The sequence below is a fragment of the Polaribacter sp. R2A056_3_33 genome, assembly GCF_019278485.1.
Classification (GTDB): Bacteria; Bacteroidota; Bacteroidia; order Flavobacteriales; family Flavobacteriaceae; genus Polaribacter.
The window spans coordinates 1,397,943-1,412,219 of record NZ_CP058984.1 but is presented as its reverse complement, the minus strand read 5'-3'; the positions used below and the strand labels follow the sequence as shown (position 1 = coordinate 1,412,219).

The window sequence follows — 14,277 nt, the reverse complement described above, 5'->3', positions numbered from 1 at the left end:
CAAGAAGAGGTTGTCTTAAAAGTATTAAACTTGTCTTACTGACAAAAAAAACTTTTTTAGACAACCTCTTTTTATTTAATGATATTGCACTTTTCTAATTACACGCATTGCTTCTTTATACTTTATATACGTTGTTTTATCTTTTAAATCTTTTAGGTACGTTTTTACCTTCTTTAACTGTTTAGAAACGTCTACATAACCGTGTAAATAACAGATTAAATAATTGGTTGGTAAACGCAATACATCCACACCTTCAATTACAGAAAGAGGTATGTTGTTTTCAATTTTTTTTACAATAGCATTGCAGTCATTGTAAATGTGATGTATAATGTTTATATCAAATTTTGGAGGAACAAACAAAAACTCTTTTACAATATCATGCTGCCCGTTTTCTTTAAAATTGATAATTGTTTTCTCTAAAGGATACAATTCTTCTTGCTTTTCTAATCCTAAGTAGATGTATTCAGTGATAATGAAAGATTGCTGATTATAACTAATTTGAACATCATCTAAAGCAGAAAAAAACAACTTTACTTGCTCGTTAATTAATTCGATATCTACCCTAGAAAAATAAACTTCATCGTTTATAAGCTTTTTTTCTCCTGCCCAACACAACACAAATTGTTCATTAAAAACTTTATATTGGGGGTTGTAGGCTGATTTATGGTTGTTGATGAAATCGAAAACACCATCTAAGGTTAATTCTATATTATTACTCGCATTTTTTTCGATAGCTTCAACAATATCTTTATTGGTGTTTCGCAATTCAAAATTTCCGGAAGAAGGTAAAGAGTTACTTCCTCTTCTATAAAAAGTAGTTCCTTTTCTATATTTCCAAGTATTCTTTAAAAGTGATGTAATTTTATTATTCGGATGAATAGTAACCAAACCAATTACTTTATGACGCTGTAAGCTAGGAAAAGGAACATTTTCATATTCAATTTTTGGAGGGTTTTTTAAATAAGCATTCACTAAATTCTGAATCTTGCTATCATCATAAAAATCGACACCAATAATTTTGTTTTCTTCATCTTCAATACCAATAACGATGTAAGAATTATTTTCTGGATTGGAATTAGAAAGGGCACAAATATGTTTTAAAAACTTTGCTTTTCCATCTTTTGCACTTAATGATAATTTTTGCTTTTTATCATAAAAACTATTCTCATCGTTGTGAGAAAGTAGGTTTTTGATTAAAAGTCTTTTGTTTATCATTTTATGGCATTTCTTCTCCTTGGCTAGCTTCTAAAAGTAGAAACCAATCTTGTAGTTCTATATTAATTTCTAAAGCTTTATTCGCGTTTAAAATTCGTTCTTTATTAGTAGTTCCAATCACTGGAGATAATTTTGAAGGATGTTTTAAAATCCACGCTAATAATAACACATCTTCAGAAACAGTATATTTTGCGACTAATGTTTTTAAAACTGCTTTTACTCTTTCTGTTTTTGTAGTTTTTTCTCTAAAAACACTTCCTAAAGGACTCCAACACATTGGCTGCATATTTTTTTGTAGCATTTGATCTAAACTGCCATTTTGCATTGCATTATGATGTGTTAAAGAAAATTCTATCTGATTTACAGAAACAGGAATTTTATCAGCAATTAAATCAACTTGAGAAGGCGTAAAGTTTGAAACTCCAAAATTGATTATTTTACCACTTTCTTGCAGTTCAGTAATGGCTTCTGCAATTTCGTCAGGTTGCATAAGCGGACTTGGTCTGTGCAGTAAAAAAGTATCAAGATAATCCGTTTTTAAGTTTTTTAAAGTAGATTCTACACTCCAAATAATATATTCTTTCGAATAATTATAATGTTTTAATTTATTGTTTCGAGCTTCTCCAACAAGTTGGATACCACATTTAGATATTAATTGAATTTCTTCACGTGGAATGCCAGTTTTTTCAAATGCTTTTCCAAATTCAGCTTCTGTAGAATAATCACCATAAATATCTGCATGATCAAAAGTTGCATAGCCGTTTTCTACGCAGAATTGAATCATATCAATTTGTTCTTTAGTAGAAAATTGTTTTCCCCATTTCCCCCAAGACATGCACCCAATTATAATTTCTGATTTTGGCATTTTAATTTCTATTCAAGATTGTTGGTGTTGCTTGTGCTGTAGGATACACTACTAAATCTTCTATATTAACATGATACGGTCTAGAAATTACAAAATAAATAATATCTGCAATATCATCTGCTTGTAAAGCTTTATAACCTGCATACACAGATTTTGCCTTTTTTTTATCACCTTTAAAACGAACATCTGAAAACTCAGTTTCTACCGCCCCAGGATGAATTGCAGAAACACGAATGTTATGTTTGTTTAAATCGATTCTCATTGCCTTATTTAAAGCATCTACAGCGTGTTTAGAAGCGCAATATACATTTCCGTTAGGATAGACATCTTTTGCCGCTATAGAGCCAATATTTACAATAAAACCATTGTTTCTATCTGTCATCTGCGGAATGATTGCTTTGGAAACGTATAACAAACCTTTTACGTTTATATCTAACATAGCATCCCAATCATCTATATCGCCATCTTGTATGCTAGATAAACCATGTGCATTCCCTGCATTATTGATTAAAATATCAACTTGTTTAAAGTTTTCGGGTAATGAATTTATGGCTGTTGCAACTTCTTCTCTTTTAGAAACATCAAACTGTAAAGTGGTTACTTCTGTAAGTTTATTTAAAGTTTCTTTAAGTTCTGATAATCGTTCTGCTCTTCTCCCGCAAAGAATTAAACGGATGTTATTTTTTGCGAAAATTTCTGCGGTTGCTTTTCCAATTCCAGACGTAGCTCCGGTTATAAATGCTGTTTGTTTCATTTGTCTTTTTTCTATTATTCCTGCGATAGCAGTAATCTAATTTATTCCGTGAAATTGTTTTATAAAATTAAGAAAACATATTTTGATAGTCAGAATTTTAGGGTTTAATTTTCATCAAATTATAAACAAAGAAAAAACCGTCCTCCACAGGACGGTTTATCTTTCAATTGGTAACTACTCCAATCAAAAATCAACTAACCAAACTTTATTTTAAATTTCTTCTTTCTTTTGTTTCTCTTATTATCTTAGTACGTTTTCTACCATCATTCCTTACAATATCTTTTGCACTTGTTTTAGAATTTTCACTTTTCTTAAATTCTAAATAACCTCTTCCAGAAAACTCGTAAGTTTTTCCAGATTCATAATTATAAAGTGCTATCGTTCCATCATTAATAACGTCCAACTCAAACTCTTCTGTATCTCCGTCATCATAATATAATGTTAAATCCTTTATATCCTCAAATCCATTGATATCAAAGATTTCATATGCACCAACGTAATCCCAATAGATATTATCAATTTGTGTGCCAGAAGGATCTTGAGAGCTATAAAATGTTGTTATATTTTCGGGTGTAAAAGCTAAATAATTTTCATTATCAAAGGCATCTGTTAAGCCTCCTTTTGTACTTAATTTCTCCCAACCAATATATTCTTGTAAAAAGTATTCTATGTTTTCGTAAAATAATTTATCATAGTCAAATTGATTTACTTGATACCCAATTAAGTAGTAGCTTACATTTTGTCTGTAGTTGTATAATTTTATTTCATTGTTAGAAAGTACAGTAACTTCAAAGTCGTTTGCACCGTCTATATCATGATCAGTTTCTAAGATACCATTATACGTATTGTAAGTTCCAACATCAATTCCAAATCCATTTCCGGTTCTTCCAATATCTACAATATTATTGTTTGCGTATAAAATTCCATTTACAAATGATAAAGTAAAGGCTCTTGAAACATAAGGTATGTCTCCACTTCCTGTTGTTCTATGATAATCTACATACCATAAGTCATAATCTGTGACTACTTGTTCTAAAGAAATGTCATAATTATCGTCAACTCTAGAGCAAGAACTTAATAGTGTTCCGGTAATGATTATTGTTATAAGTAGTTTTATTGATTTCATAAGCTTGAATTTTACTGTTATGCTTATGTAATTTCAAAATACGTGCCAAAAATAAAAACCACTCATAATTGAGTGGTTTTTAAGGAATGTTTTTTCTGTTTATTGTATTTGTTGAGTAAGTTTAGTATCCCTCTCTTTAATCTCTTTTATTTTATAATATTTTGTTTCTCCATTTAGTTGATAGGATAGAACTGCTTCCTTTTTTGATAATTCAAAAGGAATCTTTTTTTGTACGGGAAGTTTATTTTTGAATTCTTTTTTAGGGTCTAAATGAAGTGTAACATCTAAGTTTTTATTCTTTGAAGTTGTATAGTTTGCTATAATAAGAGATGCTTCTTTAATTTCGACTTTTGTTGCCTTGTTTCTAAAGTATAAAGAATCAAACGTAATACTCGATTTTTCTTTTAATTGAATTTGAACATTAATACCATGAATTCCTGGTTGTTCTCCAGTCCAAGTCATATAGTTTGCCGAATCAATTATAAAAGAAGTATTCTTTTGAAATTTTGTACTTCCGCATTGCGAAAAACTTAAGATAAGTAACAAAATAGATAAAGTTTTCATAATTCTTATTTTTTTATAATAGAAATCAAACGATATGGCAAGGTATAAAAAAAGAGCTTATCAATTTTGATAAGCTCTTTTTTTATAAGTTTCTGCTTTTGCAGGATAATTAAAATGTCTGATTATTTAATGCTTACGCACTTTTAAATAATTTGACTTCACAAAGGTTTCGTCTAATTGTTTAATGCTTCCGCACTTTTAAATAATTTGACTTCACAAAAGTTTTGTCTAATTGTTTAATGCTTCCGCACCACCAACAATTTCTAAAATTTCGTTGGTAATTGCTGCCTGACGTGCTTTGTTATAAGTTAACAATAAATCGTCTCTTAAATCTGTTGCGTTGTCTGTTGCTTTGTGCATTGCAGTCATACGAGCACCGTGTTCTGATGCAAAACTATCTCTAAGTGCTTTATATAACTGAGTCTTTAAAGATTTAGGTATTAAAGCTTCAACAATTTGTAATTTAGATGGTTCGTAAATATAATCAGAGCTTACTGCTTCTTTATCACCACCTTCAATAGGTTTAATTGGTAAAAATTGTTCTACTTGCGGAATTTGAGTTGCAGCATTCTTAAATTGATTATAAATAAGTTCAATTTTATCGTATGTACCCTCAGCAAATAGACTCATTAACTTTTCAGCAATTTCAGCTACGTTATCAAAAGTTAAATCGTCGTAAATTTCGTTATTAGATTCTGCAATGTTATATTGTTTAGATAAAATATCTCCACCTTTTTTACCAACGGTAAATAGGTCTACATCAACATTACTGTATTTTTCTTTTACAGTTCTAATAACTGTTTTTGTAATTGATGAGTTAAAACCACCACACAAACCTCTGTTAGAAGTTACAACAACTAATAAAACTTTAGAAACCTCTCTTTGATTTGAATACACTCCACCAGCATTACTATCTAAAGTTGCACTTAAATTTTGCAACAATTCAGTTAGTTTAGATGAATACGGTCTCATTGCCGTAATTGCATCTTGTGCTTTTTTTAACTTTGCAGCAGATACCATTTTCATGGCAGATGTAATCTGCATTGTAGATTTAATAGAGGTAATTCTATTACGTATTTCTTTTAAGTTTGCCATTTCTCAAGTTATGAGTTATGAGTGTTAAGTTATGAGTTTTTGATAATTGCTACCAAAATACGTATTAACTCTTCACACTTATTATTCAATTCAGCTGGTACTTTTCTACCTGTTGATTCTAAAATTTCTAACCAATATTTGGTTTCATCAGCTTCTTTTAAAGCAATACCAAATTTGTATTTAAAATCTTTTTTACTAACTCCTCTTTGTGCTTCTCTTGTATTGGCTCCAATACTTGTTCCGCTTCTTATTAATTGAGATGCTAATTCAAAATCTTTATTTTCTTTAAGAGTATCACAATATTTAACTATTTCGCAAGCAAACTGAAAGCTTTTAATTCTTATAGGGCTTTCAGTTAACTTACTCATAATTCATCGCTCTAAACTCTTAACTAGTCTTTATTCAAAATGAGTAGAAATTTCTTTAGCTGCTGCTTCTAAAACAGCAATTGTTTCTGGTGTTAATTTACCAGACTTCAAGGTATCTAAAGTATCTCTATGTTTTGAGTTTAAGTAATCGATATAATCTTTCTCGAATTTCTTAACTTGGTCTACAGGAACATCTTTTAATAAGTTCTTAGAACCTGCATAGATAATTGCAACTTGATCTTCTACAGAGAAAGGATCATTTTGAGCTTGCTTTAAAATTTCAACATTACGTTGTCCTTTAGAAATTACACTCATTGTAGCTGCATCTAAATCAGAACCAAACTTTGCAAATGCCTCTAATTCACGGTATTGAGCTTGATCTAATTTTAAAGTACCAGATACTTTTTTCATTGCTTTAATCTGTGCGTTACCACCAACACGAGATACAGAAATACCTACGTTAATTGCTGGACGAACACCAGAGTTAAATAAATCTCCATCTAAGAAAATTTGTCCATCTGTAATCGAAATTACGTTTGTTGGAATATATGCTGAAACGTCTCCTGCTTGAGTTTCAATAATTGGTAATGCAGTTAAAGAACCTCCACCTTTTACAATTCCTTTTAAAGAATTTGGTAAATCGTTCATTTCACTAGCAATTTTATCATCATTGATTAATTTTGCAGCACGTTCTAATAATCTAGAGTGTAAGTAAAATACATCACCAGGATATGCCTCACGTCCTGGAGGTCTTCTTAATAATAAAGAAATCTCACGGTATGCAACTGCTTGTTTAGATAAATCATCAAAAACAATTAAAGCTGGTCTACCAGTATCTCTAAAAAATTCTCCAATTGCAGCTCCAGCAAATGGTGCATATACTTGCATTGCTGCAGGATCTGATGCATTTGCTGCTACGATTGTAGTATAAGCCATTGCGCCTTTTTCTTCTAACATGTTTGCAATTGCTGCAACAGTAGAAGCTTTTTGACCAATAGCTACATATATACAATATACTGGCTCACCAGCATCGTAAAATTCTTTTTGATTTAAAATAGTATCAATAGCAACGGTAGATTTACCAGTTTGTCTATCTCCAATGATTAACTCACGTTGTCCACGTCCAACAGGAATCATTGCATCAATAGATTTAATACCAGTTTGTAATGGCTCAGTTACTGGCTCTCTATAAATAACTCCAGGAGCTCTACGCTCTAAAGGCATTTGATAAGTTTTACCTGTAATAGGTCCTTTACCATCAATAGGGTTACCTAAAGTATCTACAACACGTCCAACAACGCCTTCACCTGCTTGTAAAGAGGCAATACGTTCTGTACGTTTAACGTTAGATCCTTCTCTAATAGAAGTTGATGCTCCTAATAAAACAACACCTACATTGTCTTCTTCTAAGTTTAATACAATACCTTCTAATCCATTATCGAATTCTACTAATTCACCATATTGAACGTTAGAAAGACCGTAAACACGAGCAATTCCATCTCCTACTTGTAAAACAGTACCTACTTCGTTTAAAGTAGCTTTTGCTTCAAAATTTGTTAACTGTTGCTTTAAAATTGCTGATACTTCAGCTGGTTTGATACTTGCCATCTTTTATAATTTGATGTATAATTAAATTTTTGGAATAAAATGACTGTTGTCAAATTCCTTTTTCAATTCGTATAAATAATTAGAGATACTTGCATCATACTGCACATCTCCCACACGTAAAATAAATCCTCCTAAAATAGCCGGATTAACTACGTTCTCTATATTAGCTTTGTCTCCTGTTATGGCTACAATTTTAGCTAAAACTTTCTTTTCTATTTCTTCTGTTAAAGGAACTGCTGTAGTTACCTTTGCTACTTTTATATTCTTATCAAAATCATAAATAATAGCATATTGCTTTGCAATACTAAGAAGCATGGAAATTCTTTTATTATCTTGTAATAAATGAAATAAGCCAAGTGTAATATTGTTTACTTTACCTTCAAACAAAGCTTTTAAAACTTTTGTTTTTTCAGATGGTTTAACAATAGGGCTTTTTAGCATTACTTCAAAAGTTTCATTTTCAGAAATTGTACTAACAATAAATAACATATCGTCATTTACGGCAGTTTCTTCTTTTGAATCTTTAGCAAGATTTAAAATTGCTTTTGCATAACGTATTGCTGCTCTTGCGTTTTTCATGCTTAAATTAGTTTAAAGTAACATCTTTTAAAAGTCCTTCAACTAATTCTAGCTGATCTTTTTTATTAGATAATTCTTTCTTAATTACTGATTCTGCGATGCCAATAGATAATTCGGCAACGTTTTTCTTTATTTCTGCTAAAGCTGCTTGCTTTTCTTGCTGAATTGAAGCTTGCGCTTTTTCAATTAAACTAGTAGTAACTTCTTTTGCATCTTCTTTAGCTTCTGCTATCATATTATCTCTAATATCTCTAGCTTCTTTCATCATTGCTTCTCTTTCTGCTCTAGCTTCTTTTACTAATTTTTCGTTATCAGCTTGTAAGTTTTGCATTTCTTTACGTGCATTTTCTGCAGCTTCTAATGCATCTTCTATACCTGTTTCTCTTTCTTCTAAAGAGTTTAGAATTGGCTTCCAAGCAAATTTTTTCATCAAAATTAATAAGATAATTAAGATTACTACTTGCATTGCAAATAAGCCTGGTGAAAAGTCGTTTAATAAAGTTTCCATTCTATTTACTAATTATATTGTTCTTTGTTTAATTTAAAAACACTTTCTGTAACCAACCGTTACAGAAATGTGTTTTCGTTTTTTTTTGAGAAAATTATTTCCCTAAGATTAATGCACCAAATGCTAATCCTTCTAATAAGGCACCAATGATGATCATTGCGGTTTGAATTTTACCAGCTGCTTCAGGTTGACGAGCAATACTTTCCATTGCTTTTCCACCGATTTGACCTAATCCAAGTCCTCCTCCGATTACGATTAATCCTGCTCCAATTAAATTGTACATACTAATTGATTTTTAAATATATTAATTAAACAAATTCTAATACTCTCTTTTGATACTTGGTTTGCACCAAGGTTTTAGTGATGGTCATGTTCTTCAACAGCCATTCCAATAAATAATGATGATAACATTGTAAATATATATGCTTGTAAAAAGGCTACTAATAATTCAATAACCATTATAAACAAAGCCAATGCTAAGGACATTCCTGTAGATGCTACAGGTCCGAATGCTTCTTTCATTGTTACCATTAATGCAATTAAACTCATTACAATAAAGTGACCCGCAGTAATGTTTGCGAATAAACGTACAAGTAAAGAAAACGGTTTAATTAAAATAAAACCAGCTAATTCTATAACTGCTAATATAGGTCTTAAAATATAAGGTACACCTGGCATCCATAATGTGTGCATCCAAAAATCTTTGGTACCATTTACTAAATAGATTACCATTGTAAATAATGCCAATGCTAATGTTACTGCAATTTGACCCGTAACGTTAAATCCAAATGGAGTTAAACCTAATAAGTTTAAGATCCAGATAAAGAAAAATACGGTTAATAAAAAGCCTGTAAATTTTTTATATTTTTTCTCACCAATGTTTGGTCTTGCAATTTCGTCTCTAACGTATAAAACTAAAGGCTCTAAAACACGACTAAATCCTTTTGGTATTTGTCTTGATTTATATTGTTTTGCTAATCTAGAGAATCCTAAGAACATTAAAAATCCTGCAAATAAAATACCTACAACAGATTTAGTGATAGAAAAGTCTAAAACTCTGCTAGCGTTTGTAGCATGATGAGCATCGTCAAAAGAAACTGTTGCAGCTCCGTTTTCTAGCTCGTAAATTTTACTGTGTATTTTTGCGAATTTTAAGCCGTTTTTTTCTACAATTACATGTCCATCGTCATTATGATGAAATTCTGATGACATAAAAGTAACTAAACCTTCTGTAGTCCAGACAATAACAGGAAGCGGAAAACCTACATGTTTTCTTTCATTTGCATCATTTGTGTAAGAGTAAAATGCGAAATCGTGAGAATCTTTAAGGTGATGCTCTATATAAGCTTTTACCTCTTCTTTGGTATTTACTTGTCCTCCGTCGTTTTGGTCGTCGGTCTTTTTACCTGATTCAAATGCGAAACTTGTAGTTGTAATAAGAGCTATTACAGCTATTGTAAGAAATTTGATTGTTTTTTGTGCAACACCCATTTTTAAAATACGCTTTCTAAATTTGCGGCAAAGGTATGTAATTATTCAAATACTTACACTCTTTTTTTTAGCTATTTTATTTTATTGTTTTTTGTTCAGTATTTTAGCTACAAAAAATGCATCTGTTGATAAAAAAATAAGGGTTGGAATTAGCAACGATAATTTTTCTGAAACCGTGAGTGTTTCCTTTAGAAATAGGGTGTCGTAGAAGGCTAATTTAAACAGTATTAGTTTAATAAGAATAGCGGCAAGATATATATAACTTAATTTTTTTTTGAATTTATCAACAAAAGAGAATGCAACAAAATTAGTACAAACCAATACAGAGAAACCAACGTTAAATTCGTATATTTCTACTAGTTTAAAATGTAATATTACCTGGTTTTTTTCTATCAAAAAACTATGAATACCATAACTGATAGCAAAAAGTAAAACTAAGGCAATGCAATACGTAATAACAATTCTAATCATTAATTTTATTGGCTTGTTTTATCAAAGAATAGGTGGCTACAAAGATGGCGAATAATGTAATAGCTTCTGTTAAGAAAGCAGTGTTAAATTTTAGGTCTAACCATTTCCCTAATAATGAGCCTAAATAAATAGTTAAGCCCATTTGTAAACCCGCACCAGAGAGTCTTATTGCTTTATTAAGCGGTTTTTTCTGATCTGTTTTTTTTGTCATTACTAGAATTTAATTCTTTTACGGCTCCTTTCATAGTACAGGTTGCGTTAAATGTAGCACCTGGCTCTACAGATAGTTTTCCGATTATTACCTCTCCAGAAATATTTGCTTTCGTTTTTATGGTTAGTGTATTTAATACCAAAAGGTTTCCAGAATATTTACCCTCTATATCCGCATTGGTACATTCTACCTTTCCTTTTACAAAACCATCGGCACCTATAATAACTCGTCCTTTTGTCACTAATGTTCCTTCTAATGTTCCATCAATTCTAAAATCACCATCAGATTTTATGTCGCCAACAATTTTTGTGTTTTTAGCAAGAACATTTCTCTCCATAACTTTTTTATTTTGTGGTTTTTTACTTTTATTACTAAACATATTACTTACTTAATTGTTTTACTATTTCTTTTGCTTTCTTTCCTTCTTCTGTATTTCCGTAGCTAACAGCTACAAAGTCCATTGCAATTTTATAAGTTTCTATATCTTGGTATTTTCCTATAGCGTAAGCTCTTAATAGCTCGAATTTTGGCAATAATTTTGAGTCTTGTAATGTTGGAAGTATTTCGTTTATTTTGGCTTCGGTTTCTTCAAACTTATCTTCTTTATATAAATAATAGATTTCTTTATAAGTCTCTTCTATTTCATTTATAGAAACAGCTTCTTCAAGAGGTTTATTAGGATTTCTTATTATTTGTGCAAACTTAGTGGAAGGGTAGTCTGTTAGAATAATGTTTTTATGTTGATTTGTTTTTATTGCACTACCTAACTCATTATAAGTTTGATATAAATGCCAGTTAATTGGTAAAACTAATTCTTTGCTAGGGTTTAGACTGTTTACTCTTTCTAATCTATCTAAGGCTAGTTTAGTGTCTTTAAATTGCTCTTTATAAATAACACCTAATTCGTATAAAGCTAGATTTCTGTTAATCTTTAAAGAGTCTATTTTTTCTTTTTTAGTAGGAATTGTTTCTATATAATTCGCTAAATCGTAACGTAAATTTTTTGTATTTATAACCAAAGAGTCATTGTCTGCAATGTTGGTTGCTGTTTTACCTGACCATCTCCAATTATCTTCTAAAGCCCTATTTCCCCAGATTTTTGCAAATTCTGTTTTACCAAAACTTATCGATTGAGAATTGTAGAAATACCATTTTCCTTTATTATTAGATTTTAATTGATTTCCGCCAAATGTATCTCCAAAGGCTTGCTGATTTAGCTTTAACTGAGCTGCTTCTTCATCTTTCTTTTTTAAATCGTCTATGTATTTTTGAAAAAATGCCTCTTGCTCTGGTTTAGAAAGTTCAACAATGCTTAAAATACTATCATTTTTAGCAACTATGTTTTCAAAATTAATTAAAGAAGCTAAGTTTTTGTGCTTTCTTTTAATACGTCTAAATCTTAGGTTTAAAGTATCTGCAGCAATGTTTATAATACTATCATAATAAGAACTTGCTACGATGTATTCTGAATTTTTATAATTGATGTTTCCTAGTTTTTCGTAGGTAAATGTTTTCTGTTTTACATTATCAGATTCTGCTCTAAGAGATTTATTATAATAGTCTACAGCTAAACTTAAACTATCGTTTTGCTCATGTAAATAACCAGCCTGATAATACAATTCATCTAAATAAGGTCTGTTTTCTCTTTCTTCAATTAGGTCTTGAATTTTTTCTAAAATAGCTGTGGAAGTAGAATCACTAGTAGAGTTTTTAGCCAATTCTATATGGGCGTGCATTTTGTATTTGTAGGGCGCTTTTCTAAAATCGATAATTCTCTGAAATGCTAATGAAGCAGAGTCTTTTTTGTTTTCTGAACTATAAATCTGACCTAAAACAAACAGATTTCTAGCACCTTGGTTTCTATTATTTAGTGTTTCTGTAGCTTTATTTAGATACTTTTTAGCGTTATCTATACTGTCAGATTTTATATAGGCCATTGCTAAAGCGGTATACCCTTGTTCTCTAGTTATTTCTGGTAAATCTACTTCTAGTGTGTCTTTTACTTGAAGAAGTAATTTTAGAGATTCAATAGCAAACTCTTCATTATCATTTCTAATATTTGCTTTTGCTCTCCAAATTTTGGTTTCAGCAATTAAATTAGCATCCGGATACGTAGCGATAACATAATTAAATGCTTCTATGGCAGGTATAAAACGTTGTTCATAATAACGGGCTTTTCCTAATAATAGATACGCATCATCAATTTGTCTGTTTCGCTCTACGTCTTTTATATTCATTCCGTGTTTTTGGATTGCTTTTACAGCTTTTTCTTCTGCAATTCCAAAAGGAGTACTCGCTTTTTCTTCTTCGTTTCCATCATCATTAAAACCAGCACCCATACCTGTATTAAAGTTTGGGATGTTAATTTTATCTTCTTCAAACTTAATTGGTTCTATAGGTATTTGTGTAAACCAATCATCTTTATAGCCTTCATTAATGCCTTCAATTCCTTTGTTAAAAGCTTCTTTACCATTAAAAAGTACATTGTACTTGGTATTTAAGGTATGCCAGTTTCTGCTTATTACAGTATCTTTTCTTGTACTACAAGAGTTTAGAACTGAAAATGCGGCAATTACTAAAACTATTTTTTTGGTGGTTTTCACGCAGATATATCTTAATTAAACAACTAATTTTAAAAGTAAGAAACTCTTATTTAAACTAAAATCTATGGATAATAGTATAAATTGATGCGTAAAAATAGTAATAAAATAAGAATACTAAGCTTCTACAGAAAAATAGCTTTCTAATTCCTCTAAAGTTTCTGTAGATGTTTCTATGTCCTTTACCACATTCCCCTTGTCTAAAACTACTATACGCTCACAAACTTCGGTTACATGTGTTAAATCGTGGCTAGAAATTAAGACAGTAATATCTCTGTTTTCGGTTAATTTTTTAATAATCGTTTTTAATCTTATTTGTGTAGTTGGATCTAAATTAGCAAAAGGTTCGTCTAGAATTACTACTTTCGGATTTCCCATTAATGCAGCAACAATTCCAGCTTTTTTCTGATTTCCTTTACTTAAATCTCTTAGGTATTTTTTCTTTCCTATAATTTCTCCGTTAAAGAAATCATCAAACTGAGTTAGAAAAGATTTTACATCTGCTTTGTTCATACCACGTAAATCTCCAATAAAATCGAAATATTCTTCAGCGGTTAAATAACCAATTAAAAAAGATTCATCTATAAAAGAACCTGTAAATTTTTTCCAGTCCTCACTTTGGTTTACAACAATTTTATGGTTTGTAATACTCCCTGTTGTAGGTCTAATTAAATCTAAAAGTATATTAAACAAAGTAGTTTTTCCTGCTCCGTTGTTGCCAACCAAACCAAAACTTTGTCCGGTAGGAATTTCTATTGAAGCTACATTTAAAACTTCTGTTTTTCCGTATTTTTTAGTAATTGTATCTATTGTAATCATTTT

At 30.5% G+C, this 14,277-nt stretch carries 17 protein-coding genes; all 17 read right to left on the bottom strand.

What is annotated here, in order from left to right; translation table 11 throughout:
- Positions 1-75: 75 nt before the first annotated feature.
- Positions 76-1,215 carry an ATP-binding protein gene (locus tag H0I29_RS05990; RefSeq protein ID WP_218754756.1) on the bottom strand — a complete coding sequence of 380 codons (1,140 nt, stop codon included), beginning with the start codon at positions 1,213-1,215 and terminating at the stop codon, positions 76-78.
- Between the two features lies 1 nt (position 1,216).
- On the bottom strand, positions 1,217-2,080 hold the full coding sequence (locus H0I29_RS05985) for an aldo/keto reductase family oxidoreductase (protein ID WP_218754755.1): 864 nt from the start codon (positions 2,078-2,080) through the stop codon (positions 1,217-1,219).
- Between the two features lies 1 nt (position 2,081).
- Positions 2,082-2,834, bottom strand: coding sequence for an SDR family NAD(P)-dependent oxidoreductase (locus H0I29_RS05980; RefSeq protein WP_218754754.1), 753 nt, complete (start codon positions 2,832-2,834; stop codon positions 2,082-2,084).
- A 205-nt stretch (positions 2,835-3,039) separates the two neighbouring features.
- Complete coding sequence (locus H0I29_RS05975) at positions 3,040-3,960, bottom strand: hypothetical protein (RefSeq protein ID WP_218754753.1); 921 nt, start codon at positions 3,958-3,960, stop codon at positions 3,040-3,042.
- Between the two features lie 99 nt (positions 3,961-4,059).
- Positions 4,060-4,524, bottom strand: coding sequence for a hypothetical protein (locus H0I29_RS05970; RefSeq protein ID WP_218754752.1), 465 nt, complete (start codon positions 4,522-4,524; stop codon positions 4,060-4,062).
- Between the two features lie 228 nt (positions 4,525-4,752).
- Positions 4,753-5,619 (bottom strand): ATP synthase F1 subunit gamma, encoded by an 867-nt coding sequence (gene atpG / locus H0I29_RS05965; RefSeq protein WP_218731930.1) that lies wholly within the window; start codon positions 5,617-5,619, stop codon positions 4,753-4,755.
- 29 nt (positions 5,620-5,648) lie between these two features.
- Entirely contained in the window at positions 5,649-5,987 is a 339-nt protein-coding gene (locus H0I29_RS05960) for a four helix bundle protein (RefSeq protein ID WP_166383788.1), read from the bottom strand.
- Between the two features lie 30 nt (positions 5,988-6,017).
- Positions 6,018-7,595 (bottom strand): F0F1 ATP synthase subunit alpha, encoded by a 1,578-nt coding sequence (gene atpA / locus H0I29_RS05955; protein ID WP_218731929.1) that lies wholly within the window; start codon positions 7,593-7,595, stop codon positions 6,018-6,020.
- A gap of 21 nt (positions 7,596-7,616) precedes the next feature.
- On the bottom strand, positions 7,617-8,174 hold the full coding sequence (atpH, locus tag H0I29_RS05950) for an ATP synthase F1 subunit delta (protein WP_218731928.1): 558 nt from the start codon (positions 8,172-8,174) through the stop codon (positions 7,617-7,619).
- 7 nt (positions 8,175-8,181) lie between these two features.
- On the bottom strand, positions 8,182-8,682 hold the full coding sequence (locus tag H0I29_RS05945) for a F0F1 ATP synthase subunit B (protein WP_218731927.1): 501 nt from the start codon (positions 8,680-8,682) through the stop codon (positions 8,182-8,184).
- A gap of 94 nt (positions 8,683-8,776) precedes the next feature.
- Positions 8,777-8,965, bottom strand: coding sequence for an ATP synthase F0 subunit C (gene atpE, locus H0I29_RS05940; protein ID WP_068447578.1), 189 nt, complete (start codon positions 8,963-8,965; stop codon positions 8,777-8,779).
- A gap of 74 nt (positions 8,966-9,039) precedes the next feature.
- Positions 9,040-10,173: a F0F1 ATP synthase subunit A gene (gene atpB / locus H0I29_RS05935; protein ID WP_218754751.1), complete on the bottom strand. Its 1,134-nt coding sequence runs from the start codon at positions 10,171-10,173 to the stop codon at positions 9,040-9,042.
- Between the two features lie 81 nt (positions 10,174-10,254).
- On the bottom strand, positions 10,255-10,644 hold the full coding sequence (locus tag H0I29_RS18485; protein ID WP_368384399.1) for a DUF6168 family protein: 390 nt from the start codon (positions 10,642-10,644) through the stop codon (positions 10,255-10,257).
- Positions 10,637-10,855: an AtpZ/AtpI family protein gene (locus H0I29_RS05930; protein WP_208890791.1), complete on the bottom strand. Its 219-nt coding sequence runs from the start codon at positions 10,853-10,855 to the stop codon at positions 10,637-10,639. Before H0I29_RS05930 ends, H0I29_RS18485 begins: the two co-directional genes overlap by 8 nt.
- Positions 10,821-11,192 (bottom strand): polymer-forming cytoskeletal protein, encoded by a 372-nt coding sequence (locus tag H0I29_RS05925; RefSeq protein ID WP_254712706.1) that lies wholly within the window; start codon positions 11,190-11,192, stop codon positions 10,821-10,823. The genes H0I29_RS05930 and H0I29_RS05925 overlap by 35 nt, the downstream gene beginning before the upstream one ends.
- A gap of 43 nt (positions 11,193-11,235) precedes the next feature.
- Positions 11,236-13,458 carry a lipopolysaccharide assembly protein LapB gene (locus tag H0I29_RS05920; RefSeq protein WP_254712705.1) on the bottom strand — a complete coding sequence of 741 codons (2,223 nt, stop codon included), beginning with the start codon at positions 13,456-13,458 and terminating at the stop codon, positions 11,236-11,238.
- A 114-nt stretch (positions 13,459-13,572) separates the two neighbouring features.
- A complete protein-coding gene (locus tag H0I29_RS05915; protein WP_218731923.1) occupies positions 13,573-14,274 on the bottom strand; it encodes an ABC transporter ATP-binding protein in 702 nt (233 codons plus the stop codon).
- Positions 14,275-14,277 lie beyond the last annotated feature (3 nt).

Excerpts from the sequence above, each read along its gene's own strand:
- H0I29_RS18485 (WP_368384399.1), bottom strand. The coding sequence starts at position 10,644 with ATGATTAGAATTGTTATTACGTATTGCATTGCCTTAGTTTTACTTTTT.
- H0I29_RS05960 (WP_166383788.1), bottom strand. The coding sequence starts at position 5,987 with ATGAGTAAGTTAACTGAAAGCCCTATAAGAATTAAAAGCTTTCAGTTT.
- atpA (WP_218731929.1), bottom strand. The coding sequence starts at position 7,595 with ATGGCAAGTATCAAACCAGCTGAAGTATCAGCAATTTTAAAGCAACAG.
- H0I29_RS05990 (WP_218754756.1), bottom strand. The coding sequence starts at position 1,215 with ATGATAAACAAAAGACTTTTAATCAAAAACCTACTTTCTCACAACGAT.
- atpE (WP_068447578.1), bottom strand. The coding sequence starts at position 8,965 with ATGTACAATTTAATTGGAGCAGGATTAATCGTAATCGGAGGAGGACTT.
- H0I29_RS05925 (WP_254712706.1), bottom strand. The coding sequence starts at position 11,192 with ATGGAGAGAAATGTTCTTGCTAAAAACACAAAAATTGTTGGCGACATA.
- H0I29_RS05985 (WP_218754755.1), bottom strand. The coding sequence starts at position 2,080 with ATGCCAAAATCAGAAATTATAATTGGGTGCATGTCTTGGGGGAAATGG.
- H0I29_RS05945 (WP_218731927.1), bottom strand. The coding sequence starts at position 8,682 with ATGGAAACTTTATTAAACGACTTTTCACCAGGCTTATTTGCAATGCAA.
- H0I29_RS05915 (WP_218731923.1), bottom strand. The coding sequence starts at position 14,274 with ATGATTACAATAGATACAATTACTAAAAAATACGGAAAAACAGAAGTT.
- H0I29_RS05975 (WP_218754753.1), bottom strand. The coding sequence starts at position 3,960 with ATGAAATCAATAAAACTACTTATAACAATAATCATTACCGGAACACTA.
- atpG (WP_218731930.1), bottom strand. The coding sequence starts at position 5,619 with ATGGCAAACTTAAAAGAAATACGTAATAGAATTACCTCTATTAAATCT.
- atpH (WP_218731928.1), bottom strand. The coding sequence starts at position 8,174 with ATGAAAAACGCAAGAGCAGCAATACGTTATGCAAAAGCAATTTTAAAT.
- H0I29_RS05980 (WP_218754754.1), bottom strand. The coding sequence starts at position 2,834 with ATGAAACAAACAGCATTTATAACCGGAGCTACGTCTGGAATTGGAAAA.
- H0I29_RS05970 (WP_218754752.1), bottom strand. The coding sequence starts at position 4,524 with ATGAAAACTTTATCTATTTTGTTACTTATCTTAAGTTTTTCGCAATGC.
- atpB (WP_218754751.1), bottom strand. The coding sequence starts at position 10,173 with ATGGGTGTTGCACAAAAAACAATCAAATTTCTTACAATAGCTGTAATA.
- H0I29_RS05930 (WP_208890791.1), bottom strand. The coding sequence starts at position 10,855 with ATGACAAAAAAAACAGATCAGAAAAAACCGCTTAATAAAGCAATAAGA.